The sequence below is a fragment of the Pseudomonas sp. UBA5666 genome (assembly GCF_002420785.1).
Lineage (GTDB): Bacteria > Pseudomonadota > Gammaproteobacteria > Pseudomonadales > Pseudomonadaceae > Aquipseudomonas > Aquipseudomonas fulva.
In genome coordinates this window covers 1-15,301 of record NZ_DIIQ01000028.1, presented here as the reverse complement: position 1 = coordinate 15,301, position 15,301 = coordinate 1, and the positions used below count along the sequence as shown (strand labels likewise).

Annotated in this window: 17 protein-coding genes; 11 read left to right on the top strand and 6 right to left on the bottom strand. The window is 61.8% G+C overall.

The window, feature by feature from the left end; translation table 11 throughout:
- Window positions 1-176: 176 nt before the first annotated feature.
- The 3 genes from B2Y33_RS13885 to B2Y33_RS13875 form a co-directional block, all read right to left on the bottom strand.
- A complete protein-coding gene (locus tag B2Y33_RS13885) occupies window positions 177-2,237 on the bottom strand; it encodes a PhoX family protein (RefSeq protein WP_206405462.1) in 2,061 nt (686 codons plus the stop codon).
- Window positions 2,238-2,686: 449 nt separating this feature from the next.
- On the bottom strand, window positions 2,687-3,241 hold the full coding sequence (locus B2Y33_RS13880; protein WP_023533642.1) for a L,D-transpeptidase family protein: 555 nt from the start codon (window positions 3,239-3,241) through the stop codon (window positions 2,687-2,689).
- A gap of 82 nt (window positions 3,242-3,323) precedes the next feature.
- Window positions 3,324-3,878 (bottom strand): NUDIX hydrolase, encoded by a 555-nt coding sequence (locus tag B2Y33_RS13875; RefSeq protein ID WP_027913813.1) that lies wholly within the window; start codon window positions 3,876-3,878, stop codon window positions 3,324-3,326.
- Between the two features lie 114 nt (window positions 3,879-3,992).
- Between B2Y33_RS13875 and B2Y33_RS13870 the strand changes: the two genes are divergently transcribed.
- The 5 genes from B2Y33_RS13870 to purT all read left to right on the top strand — a co-directional run bounded on the left by B2Y33_RS13870 (window position 3,993) and on the right by purT (window position 7,150).
- Window positions 3,993-4,649 carry a CoA pyrophosphatase gene (locus B2Y33_RS13870; RefSeq protein ID WP_225806658.1) on the top strand — a complete coding sequence of 219 codons (657 nt, stop codon included), beginning with the start codon at window positions 3,993-3,995 and terminating at the stop codon, window positions 4,647-4,649.
- Window positions 4,646-5,170, top strand: coding sequence for a gamma carbonic anhydrase family protein (locus B2Y33_RS13865; RefSeq protein ID WP_206405461.1), 525 nt, complete (start codon window positions 4,646-4,648; stop codon window positions 5,168-5,170). The genes B2Y33_RS13870 and B2Y33_RS13865 overlap by 4 nt, the downstream gene beginning before the upstream one ends.
- A 1-nt stretch (window position 5,171) precedes the next feature.
- Window positions 5,172-5,357: a DUF1289 domain-containing protein gene (locus B2Y33_RS13860; RefSeq protein WP_371920335.1), complete on the top strand. Its 186-nt coding sequence runs from the start codon at window positions 5,172-5,174 to the stop codon at window positions 5,355-5,357.
- 67 nt (window positions 5,358-5,424) lie between these two features.
- A complete protein-coding gene (locus tag B2Y33_RS13855; protein WP_027913815.1) occupies window positions 5,425-5,892 on the top strand; it encodes a VUT family protein in 468 nt (155 codons plus the stop codon).
- A 76-nt stretch (window positions 5,893-5,968) separates the two neighbouring features.
- The gene (gene purT / locus B2Y33_RS13850) at window positions 5,969-7,150 is read left to right on the top strand and encodes a formate-dependent phosphoribosylglycinamide formyltransferase (protein ID WP_027913816.1); all 1,182 of its coding nucleotides are present in this window, start codon (window positions 5,969-5,971) and stop codon (window positions 7,148-7,150) included.
- Between the two features lie 61 nt (window positions 7,151-7,211).
- On the opposite strand, the gene B2Y33_RS13845 is transcribed toward purT, so the two are convergent.
- The 3 genes from B2Y33_RS13845 to B2Y33_RS13835 all read right to left on the bottom strand — a co-directional run bounded on the left by B2Y33_RS13845 (window position 7,212) and on the right by B2Y33_RS13835 (window position 10,809).
- Window positions 7,212-8,510 carry an MFS transporter gene (locus B2Y33_RS13845; protein ID WP_027913817.1) on the bottom strand — a complete coding sequence of 433 codons (1,299 nt, stop codon included), beginning with the start codon at window positions 8,508-8,510 and terminating at the stop codon, window positions 7,212-7,214.
- Between the two features lie 280 nt (window positions 8,511-8,790).
- Entirely contained in the window at window positions 8,791-9,990 is a 1,200-nt protein-coding gene (locus B2Y33_RS13840; protein WP_206405460.1) for a transporter associated domain-containing protein, read from the bottom strand.
- 9 nt (window positions 9,991-9,999) lie between these two features.
- Window positions 10,000-10,809, bottom strand: coding sequence for a cytochrome C assembly family protein (locus B2Y33_RS13835; protein WP_027913819.1), 810 nt, complete (start codon window positions 10,807-10,809; stop codon window positions 10,000-10,002).
- A 251-nt stretch (window positions 10,810-11,060) separates the two neighbouring features.
- Between B2Y33_RS13835 and ffh the strand changes: the two genes are divergently transcribed.
- The 6 genes from ffh to B2Y33_RS13805 all read left to right on the top strand — a co-directional run bounded on the left by ffh (window position 11,061) and on the right by B2Y33_RS13805 (window position 15,131).
- On the top strand, window positions 11,061-12,437 hold the full coding sequence (gene ffh, locus B2Y33_RS13830; protein WP_023533651.1) for a signal recognition particle protein: 1,377 nt from the start codon (window positions 11,061-11,063) through the stop codon (window positions 12,435-12,437).
- A gap of 239 nt (window positions 12,438-12,676) precedes the next feature.
- Window positions 12,677-12,928: a 30S ribosomal protein S16 gene (rpsP, locus tag B2Y33_RS13825; RefSeq protein WP_023533649.1), complete on the top strand. Its 252-nt coding sequence runs from the start codon at window positions 12,677-12,679 to the stop codon at window positions 12,926-12,928.
- A gap of 5 nt (window positions 12,929-12,933) precedes the next feature.
- On the top strand, window positions 12,934-13,470 hold the full coding sequence (rimM, locus tag B2Y33_RS13820; protein ID WP_027913820.1) for a ribosome maturation factor RimM: 537 nt from the start codon (window positions 12,934-12,936) through the stop codon (window positions 13,468-13,470).
- 3 nt (window positions 13,471-13,473) lie between these two features.
- Window positions 13,474-14,226, top strand: coding sequence for a tRNA (guanosine(37)-N1)-methyltransferase TrmD (trmD, locus tag B2Y33_RS13815; RefSeq protein WP_023533658.1), 753 nt, complete (start codon window positions 13,474-13,476; stop codon window positions 14,224-14,226).
- Window positions 14,227-14,267: 41 nt separating this feature from the next.
- Window positions 14,268-14,618, top strand: coding sequence for a 50S ribosomal protein L19 (gene rplS / locus B2Y33_RS13810; protein WP_023533640.1), 351 nt, complete (start codon window positions 14,268-14,270; stop codon window positions 14,616-14,618).
- Between the two features lie 93 nt (window positions 14,619-14,711).
- A complete protein-coding gene (locus tag B2Y33_RS13805) occupies window positions 14,712-15,131 on the top strand; it encodes an acyl-CoA thioesterase (RefSeq protein WP_128610239.1) in 420 nt (139 codons plus the stop codon).
- Window positions 15,132-15,301 lie beyond the last annotated feature (170 nt).

Here is a 15,301-nt window from a genome sequence, read left to right as displayed (position 1 = left end):
AAAGGTGACTGTGCGCCACCCCCGCCACTGAATATCTAATCGATACAAGCGCCCCCGCCAAAATTCCTATCTCACATAAAACATGAAACATAAAACATAAAACATAAAACATGGACTATAGAATCTGGAACTTGAAACTTAAGATTGAATAACCTACGTAGTCCCCCAGAACCCAATCAAACCGTCCCAATCTCCCCCCCATCCTCCCGCTGAATCACCACCGTGGAAGACCGCGGCCTAACCCGCTTCCCCCCAACAGCCCCCTCGGTAGCATCCTCCGAAACTGGCCAATTCCCCGGATGCTGAATATTGACAAACAACGTCCTGTTATCCGGCGTAAACGCAATCCCTGTCACCTCACACCCGTTGGGCCCCACGAAAAACCGCCGCAACCCCCCTTGGTTCTGCCCATTGACCGGCACCTGCCGCCCAGCCGCATCCACCAGCAGACCTGGAATCACCGCCAACAGCTGGTCGTTGGTGTAGTCACTGACCGTCGACTCACTGTTGTCCGTCTCGAACCACAGCACCCCGCGACTATCGAATCGCATCCCGTCAGGGCTGGCGAACTGGTTGAGTTCCGTCAGTCCAGAACGGTTGATCTCGGCCCCACCGCCCGCATTGGCGCCAAACACGAAGATGTCCCAGGTCAAGCGCAGGTGATCGTCGCTGTCATGCCAGCGAATGATATGGCCATGACGGTTGGGCCCGCGTGGATTGACCGCATCGACCTTGTCCGGCGTGCGCGTACTGTTATTGGTCAGTGTGAGATACACATCGCCGTTGAGCGGATTGACAGTGGTCCACTCCGGCCGATCCATCGGCGTAGCGCCCACGGCGTCGGCAGCGCCACGGGTATTGAGCAAGATGCCCGGCAGGTCACCAAAGCGTGCACCCAGCGTGCCACCCTCGGTGGTAGGGGTAAGCACGTCCAGCGGTAACCATACCCCCGTGCCATCGGCCTCGAAGCGAGCCACGTACAGCGTGCCGTGGTCGAGGTACTTGGCCCCTGTGGTCAGGCGGTTGGCAGCCTGAGCGTCGGCGGGGTCCCACGGTGCCTGCGACACCCACTTGTAAAGGTACTCGTTGTTCGAATCGTCACCCATGTACCAGACCAGAGGCTTGCCAGCGACTGGCACGCCCGGTGCACAGCCTTCGTGACGAAAGCGACCCAGCGCCGTGCGCTTGGTGGCCAGGGTGGTGCGGTCATACGGGTCGATTTCGACGATGTAGCCGTAAGTGCTGGCTTCGTTGCGGTAATCCTCCAGTGCACTGGTGCCTTTGGCCGTTACATCGAATCTGGCAAACTCGCCAGCGTCTTCACCGCTATCACCCGCGGCGCTTTCCCACTGGTACTGGCTGCTGGAGGTGGCCACGCCCAAGCGGCGCTGATCCTCCGGGCACGTACCGTGGTTGACGAAAATGCCTGGCCAGTTCTCTTCGCAGGTGAGGTAGGTGCCCCAAGGCGTGTAGCCATTGCCACAGTTGTTGTTGGTGCCACGGCAGTGGGTGCCGGCAGTGGAGTATGGGGTCTTGACATGAGCGGTGCCGCGCAGCGGGCCGCTGATGTGCATGGGCGAGGCGGTGGTGAAACGCCGGTTCAGTGGATCGTTCTCCACCACCTGCCAGTGGCCATGCACGTTGCGCAGGCGTACCACGCCAGCGCCATGTGCGTTGATTTCCTTGCGAACTTCTTCTGCCGGCCGCTTGCCGTTAGCTGCCCTGGTGGGGCCGGCCGGGTGCAAAGCTGCAGGGTCGATGTACTCGAAGTTAATGGCTAACAGGCCATCATCCGAGCTGCCATCGATGGGGAAGAAATGCATGCCGTCATGGTGCATGCCCATGGCGTTGGCCTGGTCGACAGCGGTATTGCTGCCGTCAGGCTTCCAGGGCGCGGCTTTCCGGTTGAGTGGTGTTCCCCAGGGGGCCAGGACGCGTGCACGATAGCCCTTGGCAATGGTGCACGCATCGGTGCGTGACCCGGGGATCGAGTCGAAGCCCAGCGTCAGCCCTGACCTGGCAGCGTTACCGCTGGCCGACACACCAGGGCCGGCAGGCCTGCGAATCTCAGCCCCATTGACACAACCTCCCAAGCCGGTGCCGGCGATCAAGGTGACGGCGGCGGCCAGACCGCCGCGCATCACACTGCGTCGGCTCAGGTAAATGTCCATGACAGTGGCCATGGCCGTGTTGGTGCCGGGGTTGCGGTCCAGGTTGTCGCCGGTATCACGACTCATCACATGTCCTTGGGTTGCAGAATTGATCCAGACCGCACTCTAGTGGGCAATTGTGATATTTCGTTTGCAGAACCATGAACGGACGTTGCAACCCTGTGGTGTATCTGGCAGGAGCCTCGGAGAAGGGCGCCCTCCCAAGGTTGCTAAGTGGCGCCTGGCGCCCAGGCTCGATGCCCACTGCTCAGAGCGGTTATGCCTACTGGTGCGGATCAGCCCAGGATCCACCGCGTTTCAGCCCTGGGCAGCCTTCGGTGGTGACCTAGAGCAGCGCGTTGATCTGGGCAACGCCCATGCACGGCATGCGATGCGGTACGGGCTTCGTACCCGATTGCGTGGATGTTTTAAGCCGCTGCATTCACTTGGATGCCGTCCCGTGCCTAAGACACTGTCAGGCAGGTTCCAGCAAATAGGTGGGGTCTTTCCTGCAAAAACAGATGAATTGCGCTAAATCAGGGCCGAATCTCGATCATCGTGCCATCGCGCACCAGGCTCCAGACTTCTTGCATGTCGCGGTTACGCATGGCGATACAGCCGTCTGTCCAGTCCAGCGTATGGAAATACCACTCGGGGTATTCGTCATTGATCGGCGTGCCGTGGATCATGATCATGCTGCCGGCCTTCACGCCTGCCTGACTGGCCCGGGCCGCATCGCTGACGTTGGGGTAGTCGATGTGCATGGCCAGGTTGAAGCGCTCGCTCTGCTTGCGCCAGTCCAGCCAGTAGAAGCCTTCCGGGGTTTTCTTGTCGCCTTCGCGCTGCTTGGGGCCCTTCGGTTGCTTGCCCAGGGAAATGCGGTACGTCTTGATTGGCTCGCCGCGGCTGATCAGTTGCAGGCGACGCTCGGACTTGATGACCAGTACCTTGTCGACCTGAGGCTGCACGGCCGGTTGCGCAGGCGAACCCGTCTGCACCGCCGAGACCGGTTTGCGGATGATGGTTTCGGTGTAGGCCGCCTGGGACATCGAGGCAACGCCAAGGCAGAGGAGGGCAAGCAACCAGCGCATGTAGCAATATCCTGAAGGCTCTGTGCCGGGCTTCGCGAAAGGCCCGCGGCGGTAATCATCACCGTGCGGCATTTCGTAAACCCTAACGGGGTGTGGGCGACACGTTCATCGGCGGCAGGTATTCATGGCCTATGGGGAACTGCTGCTCGATTCGGTCGCGATAGTAGCATTCTAATGTCCGCGCCACGGTCCGGAAAGCTAGGGCATCCCAGGGGATCTCATGCTCCTCGAACAGCCTTACTTCCAGGCTCTCGACCCCGACGGCAAACTCAAGGTCCGCCAGCTCGGCGCGAAAGAAGACATGCACCTGGTTGATGTGCGGCAAATCGAACAGCTGGTACAGCGTCATCGAGCCTACACGCGCGCAGGCTTCTTCGACGGTCTCGCGACGGGCGGCCTGGTCGAGCGTCTCACCGTTTTCCATGAAGCCGGCTGGCAATGTCCAGAAACCACGGCGCGGCTCGATGGCGCGGCGGCACAGCAGCACTCGGCTGCCATGGGTAGGCAGTACACCGGCCACCACGTTGGGGTTCTGGTAGTGGATGGTGTGGCACGCGGGGCAGACGTACCGCAACCGTGTGTCGCCCTGGGGGATCTGCTCGATGACCGGCTGACCGCACGCACTGCAGAAATTCATGGAGGCTTCCTTTTGTCGTGGCCTATCTTGGCGCGGCGGGTCGGTCGCCGCAAGCAGCAGGGGTTGGGTGGCTGACGGCTTTCGTGCATCATGCAGGGCAGGCCTTGGATACGAGTGAGCGCGATGCTGGACGAGCTACTTCGCCGAATGAGCAACCACCAACCTGCAACCCTGGAATCGGATCGGCGGTTCCCGGAAGCGGCGGTACTCTTGCCCATTACCCGCAGCGAAGTACCTGAGCTCGTGCTGACCCTGCGTGCCAAGGGGCTTTCGACCCACGGTGGCGAAGTCGCATTCCCGGGTGGCCGGCGCGATCCCGAAGACCCGGACTTGGTCTTCACCGCCCTGCGCGAGGCTGAAGAAGAAATTGGCCTGCCGCCGGGGTTGGTAGAGGTGCTTGGCCCGCTCAGCCCCCTGATATCTCTGCATGGCCTCAAGGTAACGCCGTACGTCGGCGTCATTCCCGACTTCGTCGAATACCGCCCCAACGATGCCGAGATCGCGGCGGTGTTCACTGTTCCGCTGGAGTTCTTTCGCCAGGACCCACGTGACCATACCCACCGCATCGATTACCAGGGCCGCAGCTGGTATGTGCCCAGTTACCGCTACGGCGAATACAAGATCTGGGGGCTGTCGGCAATCATGATCGTCGAACTGGTCAACCTGTTGTTCGACGCCGGAATCTCCCTGCACCATCCCCCTGTACGTCCTACCGACAAACGAGCAGGGCCCACCCTGCCATCTGCACCCCAGCCTGAGGAGCAACCATGAAATATCGCCTGGGCGACCTGCGGGTCGAGACTCATCCCACCAGCTGGGCTGCGCCCAACGCCACGCTCATCGGCAATGTCCGTCTCCAGGCCCATGCCAGCGTCTGGTTCGGCGCTGTGCTGCGTGGCGACAACGAGCTGATCGACATCGGTGAAGGTAGCAACGTGCAGGACGGCACCGTGATGCATACCGACATGGGCTCGCCCCTGACCCTGGGCAAAGGTGTGACCGTTGGGCATAACGCCATGCTTCATGGCTGCACGGTGGGCGACTACAGCCTGATTGGCATCAACGCCGTCGTGCTCAATGGTGCGCGTATTGGCAAGCACTGCATCATCGGCGCCAATGTCCTGATAGCCGAGGGCAAGGAAATTCCCGATGGCTCTCTGGTCATGGGCTCGCCCGGCAAGGTGGTGCGCGAGCTGACCGAGCAACAGAAACGCATGCTCGAGGCCAGCGCAGCGCACTATGTCCATAACGCCCAGCGCTACGCAAAGGAACTGGTGCCCGACGATGAGTGAGGTGAGCGAGCGCCCCGTGGCGTCCCCCTGCGTCAATATCTGTGCCCTGGATGAGCAGGATATCTGTACCGGCTGCCAGCGCAGCGTTGCAGAGATCGGCCAGTGGGGCCGGATGAGCAACGACGAGCGGCGTGGGGTGCTCAGGCGCTGCCACGAGCGCGCTACCGAAGCCGGGCTGGTGCTCTAGCGGTCCTGCGGTTGCCTCCCAGGGCGGGCGACGGTAATCTGTGCCGCTTGCCCAAAGACTACCCGCCATGCTCTTTCTGATTGCCTATATCAGCAGTGTCGTGCTGATCAACTACGCCTTCTCCAGCGCCCCGCACCTGGACGTCATCTGGTCCGCCTGGGGTGGCCTGGTCTTCATCCTGCGCGACATGGTGCAGACCCGTTTCGGGCATGGGGCACTGGTGGCCATGCTGGCGGCCCTGGTGCTGTCCTACGTCACCTCCGAACCCGCTATCGCCCTGGCCAGCGCCACGGCGTTCTTCGTCTCCGAGCTGATCGACTGGCTGGTCTTCAGCATCACCCGACGCCCGCTGCGCGACCGGCTGTGGTTGAGCTCGGCCTTGAGCATCCCGGTCGATACGTTCATCTTCTTCGGCATGATCGGTGCGCTCACACCCATGGTCATCGGTACCGCCATGGCGTCGAAGTTCGCCGGCGTCACGGCCGTCTGGCTGGCCATGGCATTTCGCGCCCGACGGGCTGCCGTGGCGGGCTGATGGTGTAGAATAGCGGTCCTTTTTCAGCGGGTGGTGCCGAGTCAGGCGCGGCCCCGGATGCCTTCGAGGACCTGAAATGACCCGTATCGGAACCCCCCTGTCGCCGACCGCGACCCGTGTACTGCTCTGTGGCTGTGGCGAGTTGGGTAAGGAAGTGGTGATCGAGCTCCAGCGCCTGGGTGTGGAAGTGATCGCCGTCGACCGTTACGCCGACGCGCCGGCCATGCAGGTGGCCCACCGCAGCCACGTGGTCAACATGCTCGATGGGGTGGCGCTGCGCGCTGTCATCGAGGCCGAGAAGCCGCATTACATCGTGCCGGAAATCGAAGCCATCGCCACCGCCACGCTGGTGGAGCTGGAAAACGAAGGCTTCAACGTGGTGCCCACTGCACGCGCCACGCAACTGACCATGAACCGTGAAGGCATTCGTCGTCTGGCTGCCGAAGAACTGGACCTGCCCACCTCGCCCTACCACTTTGCCGACACCTACGAAGACTATGCGGTGGCTGTCGCCGATGTCGGCTACCCCTGCGTGGTCAAGCCTGTGATGAGCTCGTCCGGCAAGGGGCAGAGCCTTCTGCGCAGCGATGCCGACCTGCAGAGCGCCTGGGCCTACGCACAGGAAGGTGGGCGCGCCGGCAAGGGGCGGGTGATCGTCGAAGGTTTCATCGATTTCGATTACGAGATCACCCTGCTGACCGTGCGTCATGTCGGGGGCACCACCTTCCTCGAACCGGTTGGGCACCGTCAGGAAAAAGGCGACTACCAGGAGTCCTGGCAGCCGCAGGCCATGACCCCCAAGGCGCTGGCCGAGTCGCAGCGGGTTGCCAAGGCGGTCACCGATGCCCTGGGCGGGCGAGGGCTGTTCGGTGTCGAGCTGTTCGTCAAGGGCGATCAGGTCTGGTTCAGCGAGGTGTCGCCACGCCCGCACGACACCGGCCTCGTCACCCTGATCTCCCAGGACCTGTCGCAGTTTGCCCTGCATGCCCGCGCCATTCTCGGGTTGCCGATTCCGGTGGTGCGCCAATTCGGTCCTAGTGCTTCGGCTGTCATCCTGCCGCAGGGGCACTCACAGCAGACCGCCTTCGCCAATCTTGGCGCTGCGCTGAGCGAACCGGATACCGCGATCCGCCTGTTTGGCAAGCCTGAGATCAGCGGCACTCGTCGCATGGGTGTTTGCCTGGCCCGTGACGAATCCATCGAAGCAGCGCGCGCCAAGGCGACCCGTGCGGCCCAGGCCGTGCAAGTAGAGTTCTGATAGGCCGTTGGGGCCGCTCAGGCGGCCCCAACGCTCCTGCTATGAGGCCACCCTGAGCGTCCTAGAGCTCGGTATTGCGCGTCTCCTTCAGGCACAGCACGGCAATCAAGCTGATCACGGCCGCCGCTGAAACATACCCGCCCACCCAACTCAGGCCGCCCATGCTCACCAGCTTCTGAGCGAAGAACGGCGCTGCCGACGCGCCCACGATACCGCCCAGGTTATAGGCTGCCGAAGCGCCGGTATAACGCACATGGGTCGGGAACAGCTCTGGCAGCAAGGCGCCCATCGGCGCGAAGGTCACGCCCATCAGGAACAACTCGATGGCCAGGAACAGCGCCACGCCCGTGGTCGAACCCGAGGTCAGCAGCGGTTCCATGGTAAAGCCCGAAGCCACGGCCAGCAGGCCGCCGACGATCAGCACAGGCTTGCGTCCGTAGCGATCGCTGAGCCAGGCCGACAGCGGCGTCGCCAAGGCCATGAACACCACCGCAAAGCACAACAGCCCCAGGAACGTTTCACGGCTGTAGCCCAGCGTGCTTACGCCGTAGCTCAAGGAAAAGACGGTGGAGATGTAGAACAGTGCGTAGCACACCACCATGGCGGCGGCACCGAGCAAGGTTGGGCGCCAGTGCTTGGCGAACAGGTCCACTACCGGCAGCTTCACGCGCTCCTGGCGGGCCACCGCCTTGGCGAACACCGGGCTTTCCTCGAGCTTCAGGCGCACATATAGCCCCACTAGGACCAGGGCGGCGCTGAGCAGAAACGGTATGCGCCAGCCCCACTCGCGGAACTGTTCGTCGCTAAGCGTCAGTGCCAACGTGAGGAACAGGCCATTGGCTGCCAGAAACCCGATCGAAGGGCCTAGTTGTGGGAACATCCCGAACCACGCCCGTTTACCGTGCGGTGCATTTTCGGTGGCCAGCAGTGCCGCACCGCCCCATTCGCCGCCCAGCCCCAGCCCCTGGCCAAAGCGCAACAGGCAAAGGATGATCGGTGCCCACACACCAATGCTGTCATACCCCGGCAAAACGCCGATGGCGGTGGTGGAAACGCCCATCAACAGCAGTGAGGCAACCAGGGTAGACTTGCGTCCGATACGGTCGCCGAAGTGACCGAACAGTGCTGAGCCCAGTGGCCTGGCCAGAAAGGCGATGCCAAAGGTCAGGAAGGCCGCCAGCATCTGGGCAGTGCCGGACCCGGACGGGAAGAACACCGGCCCGATGACCAATGCGGCTGCCGTGGCGTAGACATAAAAATCGTAGAACTCGATGGCGGTGCCGATGAAGCTGGCAGTGGCAACCCGCGCGGGCGAGTTGACCGGCGCGGCAGGTGCGCCGGCGTAGGTGCTGGTTGTCATTCAAAGGTCCCTGGCAGTCTGGGGCAACGCCATGGTGCTCTGCCAGCCTGCAACGGACACACCGATTGCAGCCGGCTGAACAGCGGTTCGCATGGCGCTGGCGCGATTGTTGTTGTGTTCGCCTGGCTGACGATAGCCCAAGGGGATAGGGGCGGGCGGACACTGCTCAGGATGGTGAAGCAGGGCCGCAGGGCGTTTCAGCGAAGCGGACTGACCGTGGAGCGCCGAGTGCGGGTAGCAGGCGGGACGGCAGGGCTGGGTAAGCGTTGCCCGAGTATAGCTATCGGGTTGCCGTCCATACCAGTACCTTGCTGGCGCAATTGTCTTCGGTTTCAAGGATTTCCAGGCGATAGCGGCCGATTTTCAGGCACACCGCACTCTCCGGGATGCTTTCCAAGGCTTCGGTCACAAGGCCGTTGAGGGTCTTTGGTCCGCCATCGCACGGCAGGTGCCAACCCAAGCTGCGGTTGATCTCCCGCAGCGAGGCCGTGCCGTCGATGACATAGGTACCGTCAGGCTGCTTGTGGACATGGGGATTGCCCAGGCTCTGGTCATCTTCGAACTCGCCGACGATTTCCTCGAGAATGTCTTCCAGGGTGACGATACCCAGTACTTCACCGTACTCATCCACCACCACGCCCAGGCGCCGCTGCTGCTTGTGGAAATTGAGCAACTGCAGGTTCAAGGGTGTGCTTTCGGGCACAAAATAGGGCTCGTAGCACGCCTGGCGCAGTGCTTCGAGGGTCAGCTCGGCCTGCGGCAACAAGTGGCTGATCAGCTTGGTGTTGAGGATGGCTTCAACCTGGTTGATGTCGTTGTGATACACCGGCAAACGGGTGTGACGGCTGACGATCAGTTGCTCGATGATGCGCGCGATCGGCTCGTCGAGGTTGATGCCATCGACCTCGTTGCGCGGCACCAGAATGTCGTTGACGGTGATCTTGTCCAGCGACTGGATGCCGTCGAGCAAGCCTCGCCGTGGTGTTTCCGGGTGCTCGTCGTCCTCGAAGGCGTCGGCTTGCTCGGGGTGCAGGGCGACTGCGGCGGGCTGCTTGCGCAGCGGGCGCAGCAGCAGCTTGGCGCAGCCGTCGAGTACACCGGCCAGCGGTTGCAGCAGTACCAGTAGCGGCTTGAGCAAGGCGCCCAGGCTGACGAAGACGTGCGGGTTGCGTCTGGCCAGGCGACGCGGCAGGTACTCGGCGAACACCAACAGAACGGCAGCGGCAGCAAGGCCTGCCTGCCACAGGCCATTGTCACCGCCTTGGCGCAGCCCGATCAGGCAGGCCAGCGCCAGCACCAGCCATTTGCCCAGGCTGGCGCCCAGGACCAGGGCAGGGCCCGAGAGCTTGGATGGGTTGTCATTCTCGCCGCCCGACACCATCGTGTGCAGGCGTGCGGCCTCGATGGCGGTGAGCAGTGCAGACCACAGCAGGGCGATTGCCGAGGTGCCGAGAAGAGGTGCGTACGGCAGGATGTTCATGTAAGGCCGTCAGATGTGCAGGATGAATTCGCGAACCAGCTTGCTGCCGAAATAGGCCAGCATCAGCAGGCAGAAGCCTGCCAGGGTCCAGCGGATGGCCTTGTGGCCCCGCCAGCCCAGGCGGGTACGCCCCCACAACAATACGCTGAACACGACCCAGGCCACGCAGGCCAGCAACGTCTTGTGCACCAGGTGCTGGGCGAACAGGTTGTCAAGGAACAACCAGCCGGACACCAGCGACAGGGACAGCAGGCACCAGCCTGCCCAGAGAAAGCCGAACAGCAGGCTTTCCATGGTTTGCAGTGGCGGGAAGTTTCGAATCAGGCCTGAGGGGTGCTTGTGCTTGAGTTGATGGTCCTGGACCAGCAACAGCAACGACTGGAACACGGCGATGGTGAACAGCCCGTAGGCCAGAATCGACAAGAGGATATGGGCAAGAATGCCCGGTTCCTCATCGATCAGCGGCACGGTCCCCGGCGGCGCGAATTGGGCCAGCAGCGCAGTGACCGCACCGAGCGGGAACAACAGCACCAGCAGGTTCTCCACCGGGATGCGCAGGCATGCCAGCAAGGTCAGGGCGATGACGGCCACGGCGATCAGGCTGGCGGCACTGAAGAAATCCAGGCTCAGGCCAAGCGGGGTGATCAGCTGGAAGAACAGCGCACCGCCCTGGGCGATCACGGCAATGGTGCCCAACAGACCGGGTAGCCGTTTGTCGATCTTGCGGCCCTTGGCCAGGGATGAGCCCTGGTAGATGGCCGCGACGATGTAGAGCGCAGCGGCAATCAGGTTGGGGATGAGGCTGGGAGAGGAGACCATAAGTCCTGGTGGGCGAGCCTTAAAGAGACGGAGTTTGGCATAAACCGCGCCGCTCTAGGAAGACTGACGGGCGCGCAAGGCGGAGGCGGCGCAGGCACGGGGCAAACCCACGTCGCGACTGGCGAGTGCCACTGAAGGTGTGCGCGGTCGCTTCACTTCGCTATAATCGCCGCCTTGCTGTGCCTGGCGGGTGTGCATTTCCCCGCGGGCGCCTGACAACCTCGGCTTTTACTGGGCCAGAAAGGATCATCATGTTCGAAAACCTGACCGACCGCCTGTCACAGACGCTGCGCCATGTCACCGGCAAGGCCAAGCTGACCGAAGACAACATCAAGGACACGCTGCGCGAAGTGCGCATGGCCCTGCTCGAGGCCGACGTTGCCCTGCCGGTGGTGAAGGATTTCGTCAACAGCGTGAAGGAGCGTGCCGTCGGCACAGAAGTATCGCGCAGCCTCACCCCAGGCCAGGCATTCGTCAAGATCGTCCAGGCCGAACTCGAAAGCCTGATGGGGGCGGCCAACGAGGACCTGGCGCTCAATGCCGCCCCGCCTGCCGTGGTGCTGATGGCCGGCCTGCAAGGTGCGGGCAAGACCACCACCGCCGGCAAGCTGGCGCGCTTCCTTAAAGAGCGCAAGAAAAAGAGCGTGATGGTGGTGTCTGCCGACGTCTATCGTCCCGCGGCTATCAAGCAGCTCGAGACCCTGGCCAACGACATCGGCGTCACCTTCTTCCCGTCCGACATCAGCCAGAAGCCGGTCGCCATCGCCGAAGCCGCCATTCGCGAAGCCAAGCTCAAGTTCATCGATGTGGTCATCGTCGATACCGCAGGCCGTCTGCACATCGACGCCGACATGATGGACGAGATCAAGGCCCTGCACGCCGCGGTCAAGCCCATCGAAACGTTGTTCGTGGTCGATGCCATGACCGGCCAGGACGCCGCCAACACCGCCAAGGCGTTCGGGGAAGCCTTGCCGTTGACCGGCGTGGTGCTGACCAAGGTCGATGGTGATGCGCGTGGTGGTGCGGCGCTGTCGGTGCGCGCCATCACCGGCAAGCCGATCAAGTTCATCGGCATGGGCGAGAAGAGCGAAGCGCTCGAGCCGTTCCACCCCGACCGGGTGGCCTCGCGCATCCTGGGCATGGGCGACGTGCTCAGCCTGATCGAGCAGGCCGAGCAGACCATCGACAAGGCCAAGGCCGACAAGCTGGCCAAGAAACTGAAGAAGGGCAAGGGCTTCGACCTTGAAGACTTCCGTGACCAGCTTCAGCAGATGAAGAACATGGGCGGCCTGGGCGGGCTGATGGACAAGCTGCCGAGCATCGGCGGCGTCAACCTGTCGCAGATGGGCAATGCCCAGGGCGCTGCCGAGAAGCAGTTCAAGCAGATGGAGGCGATCATCAACTCCATGACGCCGGCCGAGCGCCGCGATCCCGACCTGATCAGCGGCTCGCGCAAGCGCCGCATTGCCCTAGGCTCCGGTACCCAGGTGCAGGACATCGGCCGGCTGATCAAGCAGCACAAGCAGATGCAGAAGATGATGAAGAAGTTCTCCAGCAAAGGCGGCATGGCCAAGATGATGCGAGGGCTCGGCGGCATGCTGCCGGGCGGCGGCATGCCCAAGCTGTGAAGTTTTCGGGGCAGGCCGTCTTCGTGCCGGCCCCTCACCCCGCGCAAGCGGGACAACGGTCGCGATTTTCGCGGCTTACGCAGCAAGTCTGGACGGTCGGGCAAGCTTCGACCGAAAAAGTCATTTGCAAATGTCCGTGTATTCCTTGAGAATATGCGGCCTTTTGGGCACCCGTGTGCCTATTTGGCATTCAGATTTGCAGTACCAACTGCAGCACCGACTATAGGAACGATGTTCACATGGTAACCATTCGTCTGGCCCGTGGCGGCTCGAAAAAGCGCCCTTTCTACCACCTGACCGTGACCAACTCGCGTAACGCCCGTGACGGCCGTTTCGTTGAGCGCGTAGGTTTCTTCAACCCGATCGCTGCTGGCGCCGAAGTCAAGCTGTCGGTCAACCAAGAGCGCGTCACCTACTGGCTGAGCCAGGGCGCACAGCCGTCTGAGCGTGTTGCTCAGCTGCTGAAGGACGCTGCCAAGGCTGCCGCCTGAGCAATATGAACGCGACGCCAGAAAAGGCTGACGACCTCATCGTCGTTGGCAAGATTTTTTCGGTTCACGGCGTTCGCGGCGAGGTGAAGGTGTATTCCTTTACCGATCCGATTGAAAACCTGTTGGATTATCCAAGCTGGACGCTTCGGCACGAAGGCAAGGTAAAGCAGGTCGAGCTGGTCAGCGGTCGTGGCTCCCAAAAGGGCCTGGTCGTGAAACTGAAAGGTCTCGAGGATCGTGACGAAGCCCGTCTTCTGAGCGGTTACGAAATCTGCATTGCGCGGAGCCTTTTGCCCAACCTGGCCGCCGATGAGTACTACTGGTACCAGTTGGTAGGTCTGAAGGTCATCAACCAGGACGAACACCTGTTCGGCAAGGTCGATCATCTGTTGGAGACCGGTGCGAACGATGTAATGGTGGTCAAGCCGTGTGCAGGCAGCCTGGATGATCGCGAGCGTTTGTTGCCCTATACGGCGCAATGCGTGCTCGATATCGACCTGGATGCAGGCGTGATGCGGGTTGAGTGGGACGCGGACTTCTAATCGATGGGTAACCTTCGCGTAGACGTCATCACGTTGTTCCCCGAGATGTTTTCGGCCATCACGGAGTACGGCATTACCAGCCGCGCGGTGAAACAGGGGTTGCTTCAGGTAACGTGCTGGAACCCGCGGGACTACACCACAGATCGTCACCATACGGTAGATGATCGGCCGTTTGGCGGTGGTCCTGGCATGGTGATGAAAATCAAGCCTCTGGAAGATGCCCTGGTCAACGCCAGGCAGGCAACCGGAGCTGCGGCGAAGGTGATCTATCTCTCGCCACAAGGCCGCAAGCTGACTCAGCAGGCGGTCAAAGGCCTGGCCGAACAGGAATCATTGATCCTGATCGCCGGTCGTTATGAAGGCATCGACGAGCGTTTCATTGAAGCTCATGTCGATGAGGAGTGGTCGATTGGCGACTATGTGCTTTCCGGTGGCGAGCTGCCGGCCATGGTACTGATCGATGCGGTTACACGGCTGCTGCCCGGAGCTTTAGGGCATGTGGACTCGGCGGAAGAAGACTCTTTCACCGATGGTCTGCTTGATTGCCCGCACTACACCCGACCTGAGGTGTATGCGGATCAGCGTGTTCCCGACGTGTTGCTTAGTGGCAACCATGCACACATCCGGCGTTGGAGAATGAAGCAGTCCCTTGGTAGGACCTTCGAACGACGCGCCGATCTTCTGGAAAGTCGCTCGCTTTCTGGAGAAGAGAAGAAGCTGCTCGAGGAATACCTCCACGAGCGGGACGATAGTTAAACGTATCGATGGTGGATCACGATCCATCTTAGGAGCACAGCATGACCAACAAGATCATCCAGCAGCTCGAAGCCGAGCAGATGAGCAAGGAAATCCCGACCTTCGCACCCGGCGACACCGTTGTCGTTCAAGTTAAAGTGAAGGAAGGTGAGCGTTCCCGTCTGCAGGCGTTCGAAGGCGTCGTTATCGCCAAGCGCAACCGTGGTCTGAACAGCGCCTTCACCGTGCGCAAGATCTCCAGCGGCGTTGGTGTAGAGCGTACCTTCCAGACCTTCAGCCCACAGATCGACAGCCTGGCCGTGAAACGTCGTGGTGACGTGCGTAAAGCCAAGCTGTACTACCTGCGCGATCTGTCCGGCAAAGCCGCTCGCATCAAGGAAAAACTGTCCTGAGTACAGTTTGCCCGGCGGCCCAGGTCGCCTAGCGAGAAAGAAGCAGCCTTCGGGCTGCTTTTTTGCGTTTTGAACTTCGTACAGGTGACAGCCATGACCACCCGAGACCAGGAAATTCAGCGCCGCACCGAGCTTTCGGTCACTCGCGTGACCAAGGCGGTGTTCCCCAACACCACCAACCATCACAACACCTTGTTCGGTGGCACGGCCCTGGCGTGGATGGACGAAGTGTCCTTCATCGCGGCCACGCGTTTCTGCCGCTTGCCGTTGGTGACCGTTTCCACCGATCGCATCGACTTCAAGCACCCGATCCCGGCGGGCTCAATCGTCGAGCTGGTGGGTACGGTGATCAAGGTAGGCAATACCAGCTTGCAGGTGCAGGTGGATGTCTTCGTCGAAAACATGTACCTCGATGGCCGGGAGCGGGCGATTCACGGCGTCTTCAGTTTCGTTGCCATCGACGAGGACAAACGTCCGGTACCGGTGCTGCTGGAACCATCGAACCCTGCGTAGCAGAGGCCTCGCCGGCGCCCCGGCAAGCCCGCTCCCAAACGAAAGTCGCCAGCCTTCTCGCCGTTGCCGTTGCCGTTGCCGTTGCCGTTGCCGTTGCCGTTGCCGTTGCTTTAGCTTTTGCTTCTAAGCGCGCCATAGTCCAGGCGCCCCAGATCGCGACTTCAGGAGGC